This window comes from Candidatus Deferrimicrobiaceae bacterium (assembly GCA_035256765.1).
Taxonomy (GTDB): domain Bacteria; phylum Desulfobacterota; class Deferrimicrobia; order Deferrimicrobiales; family Deferrimicrobiaceae; genus CSP1-8.
The window spans coordinates 1-6,068 of record DATEXR010000144.1 but is presented as its reverse complement, the minus strand read 5'-3'; the positions used below and the strand labels follow the sequence as shown (position 1 = coordinate 6,068).

Here is a 6,068-nt window from a genome sequence, read left to right as displayed (position 1 = left end):
CCGGCGCGGAGGGCGTCACCATCCGGGTCCTGATGGGGGACAACGTCGGGGCTCCCACCTTCACGATGCGCCATTTCGAGGTCGCCCCCGGCGGCCGCACCCCGTTCCACGCGCACCCGTGGGAACACGAGGTCTACGTTCTCTCCGGCACGGGGAAGGTCCGGCAGAAGGGCGGGGAGCGCAAGGTCGGCCCGGGTTCCTTCGTCTACGTCCCCCCGGACGAGGAGCACAACTTCGCGAACGCGGGCGACGAGCCCTTCGCCTTTCTCTGCGTGATCCCGTCCACGAAAAGCTGCCTGGGCAGGTAACCCCTGCGGCAGGACTTCCCTGCCGACGCGGCCGGGCTCCCGTCTTCCTGCGGCGTCCCCACGCAGGCTGGGAGCCGTGGGAATGAAAAGTTTTAAGAACGTCCCTGAACTTTTCGACCGGGCTACGCTTCGAGGACCCTCCTCCCGCCCCCTCTCTTCACGACGAAACTGACGAAGAGGACCAGAAGGACAAGGAAATCGATCCCCAGAGCCAGCGGGCTCGGCGTGACCACGGGGGCCACGAAGACGAACCGTTCGACCAGGATCCCCAACAGGACGGAAAGGGAAACCGCGAACACCACGTAAGGGTTCGTTTTCGACCGGCCGGGCAGAAGGACGAGAAAGGGGATGAAGAAGTAGAAGAAGACGATCGAGACGGTGAGTTCTCGAAGGGGGGACGAGGACAGCCTCGTCACGAGGAAGCTCACCTCCTCCGGGATATTCCCGTACCAGATCACGAGGAACTGCGAGTAGAAAAGCCCCGCCCACAGCAGGCTGAATCCGAAGAGAAGGACCGCCAGGTCTTTCATGTCGGAACGGCCTTCCGGATCTCCGACCCGTTGCTTTCTCCCGTACAGAAAAACGTAGAGGATGCCCGACAGGGCGAAGCCCCCGAACAGGGATTCGATGAAGAAGTAGCCTCCGAGCAGCGAGCTGATCCAGGGATACATGAGGGACATGACCCAGTCGAACGCCATGAGGGACTGGGAAGCGACGAAGACGAAGAGGTAGAGGGCGGCGGCGAGAACCTTTTCCCCTTCCTCCCCCCTTTCCGAGGCGATGGAAAATCTCCTCGCGGAGAGATAGGCGAGCAGCAGCAGGGCGAAATTCCGCCCGACGAAAAACTTCTTGTCGAACCAGATCCCCTTCCTTCCCGCCCAGGGATAGGAATCCACGAAGGGGACCAGGAAAAGGAACAGGATCGAGACGAACAGAAGGAGGGGATAGACCGAGAGCAGCTCCCTCTTCACGGAGGCCACCCACCTGGCCTTGATCAGGGTGCCCGCCGCCACGGCGGCGACGCAGCCCTCGATGACCGTGGCCCAGAACAGAAGCGCCAGCAGAAGCGATGCTCCGTCTTTCGCAATGGGGCCGAACTGGGTGAGCGCTATGAGAACCCCCGCGAGAACGCACATGCCGACCAGGCCGCTTCTTGGTTCCGGGAACCCCTTCATTTCGTCTCCCCCGGCTCCACGGTGATCACAAACGCATTCCCGTATTCCTCCATCGACCGGATGCGCCGGATGCTCGGAAGCCGCGACAGGAGGAGGAAACCCAGGAAGGTGGAAAGGGCCCCGAACAGGATCGTGAGGGCGAAGGCGATGATGATGAAAGGGGGAATCGATACGATGGGTTTCCCCCCGACGATCAGGGGCCAGCTCAAGGTGGTCAGGATGGTGAAGGCGAACCCCGCGACGGTGCCGGATGCCGCTCCCGCGAGGGCGAAAACCTTGACCTGGGAAGGCATGCGGGGAAGGATCTCCTCCACCTCCGTGACGGAGAAGGGAGTGATCACGCGGATCCTCTCCTTCGCCACGCCCTCCCGGACCAGGCGGCGCAGGGCCTCCAGGAACTCCTCCTTTTCGTGGAAGATCATCGGCTCGGCCATCAGAGGTGCTCCTTGATTTCCGTGATCGACAGCACGGGCAAGGTCTTCAGGAAGATCAGGTAGAGGGTGAAAAACAGCCCGAAGCTCCCGAGGGTGATTCCCACCTCGACGTAGGTAGGCCTGTACATCTGCGTGTCCCACACGTACGGGTCGAAATCCCGGGCCAGGGAGGAGACGATGATGACGAACCGCTCCACCCACATCCCCACGTTCACCAGCAGGGAGAGGACGAACAGGTATTTGACGTTGCGGCGCAGGCGCCGGACGAAAAGCGTCAGGGGAACGAGGGAGTTGCAGGTGATCATGGTCCAGAAGAGGACCTTGTAGTGCCCCCAGGCCCGGAACCGGAACAGTTCGGTCTCGAACACGTTCCCCCCGTACCAGGCGAGGCCGAACTCGACGATGTAGGCGTAGCTCACGATGAGGGAGGTGAACAGGAGGATCTTCGCGATGCTCTCGAAATGGTCGTCGGTGATGTACCGGTCGAGGACGAGGATCTTTCGCATGGGGACCACGAGGGTGATGACCATCGCCGTGCCGGAGAAGATCGCCCCGGCGACGAAGTAGGGGGCGAAGATCGTCGTGTGCCATCCGGGGAGGATGCTCATGGCGAAGTCCCAGGAGACAACGGAATGGACCGAAGCGACGAGGGGGGTGGCGAAGGCGGCCAAAAAGAGGTAGAGCATGTTGTAATGCCGCCATTCCCTCCGGGTGCCCTCCCACCCCAGGGAAAGGACGGAATAGATCGTTTTCCGGATCCCTTCCTTGCACCTCCGCACGATCGCCAGGTCGGGGATCAATCCCACATAGAAAAAAACCACGCTCACCGTGAAGTAGGTCCCCACGGCGAAGACGTCCCAGATCAGGGGGGACCGGAAGTTGACCCACAGCTGCCTCTGGTTCGGGTAGGGGAAGAGGTAGTAGAAGACCCAGGGGCGACCCAGGTGGATCAGGGGAAAAAGCCCCGCCACCATGAGGGCGAAGACGGTCATCGCCTCCGCGGGGCGGTTGAAGCTCGTCCGGAACCGGGCGCGGAACAGGTACAGGACCGCCGAAATCAGCGTCCCCGAGTGGGCGATACCGACCCAGAAGACGAAATTCGTGATGTAGACCGCCCAATTCACGGGATGGGTGTATCCGGCCACCCCGAGGCCGACCCGGTACTGTTGATACCAGCAAAGGATGCCGGAGGCCACGAGGGTGACGGTGAACGCGAGGCCGAGGAGGTAAAGCCGCCCCGGTTTCCGCATTGCATCGAGGATCTCCCGGTCGGCCCGGTCGTATTTTTCGGTCTCCGCCATCGCGTCAGCTCCCGGATCTCCTGTTTTTCCCGCGCAGGTAATAGACGGACGGATCGGTTCCGAGCGCCTCGAAGACCCGGTAGGCCCGGTCGGAACGGGCCAGCAGGGAGACCCGGGAATCCGCGTCGAGAAGGTTGCCGAAGACGATCGCCCCGGTGGGGCAGCTCTGGGCGCAGGCGGTGGTGAACTCCCCGTCCCGGACCTTCCGGCCCTCGTCTTTGCCCCGGTCCTTGGCGGCCCGGATCCGCTGGATGCAGAAGGTGCATTTCTCCATGACCCCCACCCCCCGGGTCTCCAGGTCGGGATTCTGCATCCGGTTCAGCGGCTTTTCCCACCGGTGCCAGAACCAGTTGAACCGCCTTACCTTGTAGGGGCAGTTGTTGGAGCAGTACCTTGTGCCCACGCACCGGTTGTACACCTGGACGTTCAACCCTTCGGGGTTGTGATACGCGGCGTACACCGGGCACACCGTCTCGCAGGGCGCGGCATGACAATGCTGGCAGAGCATGGGGAGGAATTCGACATCTCCCGCGTCGCCGTAGAAGGGCTCGATCCGGAGCCACGACATCTCCCTTCCCTTCAGGTGGTCCTTTTTCCCGACGACGGGCACGTTGTTCTCGATGTGGCAGGCGGCAACGCAGGCCGAACAGCCGTTGCACAGCGCGAGATCGATGGCCATGGCCCAACGGTACTCCTCGTGCCCGTGCTCCGGGTAGAGGCTTACCCTTCCGTGGCGGTGTTTTTCGCCCTTGTGGGCGGGATCGGGGATGAGCCCCCTTCCCTGCTGGGAGAAGGAGCCGGAGAGGATGGGGACGGCCGCCATTTTCCCGGATTTCACGAGCCTGGCCCCGTCGATGTACTCGACCGCCCCCCCCGTCCTTTTCTCCGTTCGAAGAGGGGGAGAAGCCACGAAGTCGCGACAGGCCAGGTAGACTCCGTCCTGGAGGCCGGGCTGCACCTTCACCGGCAGCACCTCCGACCAGTCGGCGGAGGAGACGGTCACCTCCTCTTTCTCCTTGAGCCCCATCCGTTTCGCCGTACCCGGCGAAACCGAGATCCAGCGTCCATAGGAGATGGTGGCAAGGGGGTCGGGGATCTCGGAGAGGAGCGGCAGTCCCCGGCCGCGCCCGTCGAACGTACGCAAGGACGGGGCCAGCACGAGGACGGGCCTGCCCAATTCCCCCCCCGAGGCCTTCATCCCCTCGAGGAGAGAGGCCGCCTTTCTCCCGTCGAGGAAGACCCGCTTCGCGGGGAGGGACTCCTCGACGTAGCCCCGCTTGAGGAACTCGTCCCTTCCCTGTTCACCGAACCGTTTCCCCCACGCATCGAACAGGTACTCCCGGTATCCCGCCGCGGATCCTTCCCCCGAAACCTTGCTCATCAGCCGGAGCAGAATGTCGGCTTCGGAGAGCGTGTCGTGAAGGGGCGTGAGCACCGGCTTTACGAGGGAGACGACCCCCCGCCTCGGTTCGCCGTCCCCCCACGACTCGAGGGAATGGGAAAGGGGGAGGACCAGGTTTGCCTCCTGCATCGTCTCGTCGAGGAGGTCGCCTATCCCTACCGACAGTTTCGCCTTCCCGAGATTCTCCCGGAAGGAGTACGCTTTCGGCAGGGAGAAGACGGGGTTCGTCCGCGAGAGGAACAGCACCCCCACCTCGTCCTTTCCCAACCGGCCGGAAAGATCTTCCATGTCCCGGAAGGTGCCAACGCCTTCGTAGTTCTCCCCCCTCGCGAAATCGACCAGCCCGGGGATTTCCCCCGTGACCCACTGGATCATGCCGGCCATGGCCGCCACCTCGAGGCCTTCCGGGTGGGACGTGGAAACTCCGCCGGCGATCACCAGGGGGCGCCTCGCATTCGCGATGGCGTCCCCTATCTCCTTTAACCCCCCGACGGGAATCCCCGTTCCCTCCGAGGCGCTCTCGGCGGAAAGGCGCGGGAGGGCGTTCGCAACCTCGGGCGGGAGCCCGGGCCTCCGGGGTCCCCTTTCCAGGATCTGCCGGAGCAGATAGGAGAGGAGGACCGCCTCCCGTCCCGGGAGGACCACGAACCGTTTGTCGGCGTTCGCCCCGGTGAGCGACAGGTGCGGCTCCACATGGAACCAGCGGAAATCCCCTTCGCCCCTTGCCCGGGAAAGTTTCCGGGTGTAGGAAACGGGGCTTATGTGGGTCTCGAGGATATCCGCCCCGACCGTCAGGAGGAAATCGGCGTTCTCGATCCGGTAGTGGGGGACCTCGCGTTGCCCGAAGAGAAGACCGTTGGCCTCTTTCACCGCGGAATGGGAATAGACCTCGAACTCGGGAAGCCTCTCGACCACGGCCTTCCGGCAGAACATGCCGGTCAGCGCGGAGAGGGAGCCGGTGGTCCTTCCGGACAGGTAGAGGTTTTTCCGCCCTTCGCTGCGGGAACCGGCGAGGGATTCCGATACCAGGGAGATGGCCTTCTCCCAGGAAATCTCCTGGAACTTCCCCCCGCCGTTTCGCAGCAGGGGGGTTGCGACCCTCTTCGGGTGATACAGACGGGTAAGGGAGGACTGCCCGCGGATACACAAACCTCCGTCGTTCACCGGATGCCCCGGCGCGCCTTCGAGCTTTACCGGCCACCCCTCCCGCCGCTTCACCGAGAGGCCGCAGCCCGCAGGGCATTCCGTGCAGGTGGAGGGGGAAAAAACCGCCTCTCCGGGGATGATCCCCTCCTCCGGGGGCAGAATGGTGGAAATAAAGCTTTTCGACTTGCGGGAGCCGCAAGAGGACATCAGGGTGGAGCCCGACAGTACCCCCATGACGCGCAAGAAATCCCTTCGCTTCATCCGACGCTCCCTCTACTTGTGGCAGGTGGCGCAGTCCCGGG

The 6,068-nt window shown here is 63.5% G+C and carries 5 protein-coding genes; 1 reads left to right on the top strand and 4 read right to left on the bottom strand.

The window, feature by feature from the left end; translation table 11 throughout:
• Nucleotides 1-308 (top strand): cupin domain-containing protein (locus VJ307_05030; protein ID HJX73502.1); only part of this gene is annotated, 308 nt, incomplete at its 5' end.
• Nucleotides 309-430: 122 nt separating this feature from the next.
• On the opposite strand, the gene VJ307_05025 is transcribed toward VJ307_05030, so the two are convergent.
• From VJ307_05025 to VJ307_05010, 4 genes are read right to left on the bottom strand one after another with little or no spacing between them, the layout of a single operon-like run.
• Entirely contained in the window at nt 431-1,483 is a 1,053-nt protein-coding gene (locus tag VJ307_05025; protein HJX73501.1) for a hypothetical protein, read from the bottom strand.
• Entirely contained in the window at nt 1,480-1,917 is a 438-nt protein-coding gene (locus VJ307_05020) for a DUF3341 domain-containing protein (protein HJX73500.1), read from the bottom strand. Before VJ307_05020 ends, VJ307_05025 begins: the two co-directional genes overlap by 4 nt.
• Entirely contained in the window at nt 1,917-3,218 is a 1,302-nt protein-coding gene (gene nrfD / locus VJ307_05015) for an NrfD/PsrC family molybdoenzyme membrane anchor subunit (protein ID HJX73499.1), read from the bottom strand. Before nrfD ends, VJ307_05020 begins: the two co-directional genes overlap by 1 nt.
• Before the next feature lie 4 nt (nt 3,219-3,222).
• Complete coding sequence (locus VJ307_05010) at nt 3,223-6,027, bottom strand: molybdopterin-dependent oxidoreductase (protein ID HJX73498.1); 2,805 nt, start codon at nt 6,025-6,027, stop codon at nt 3,223-3,225.
• Nucleotides 6,028-6,068 lie beyond the last annotated feature (41 nt).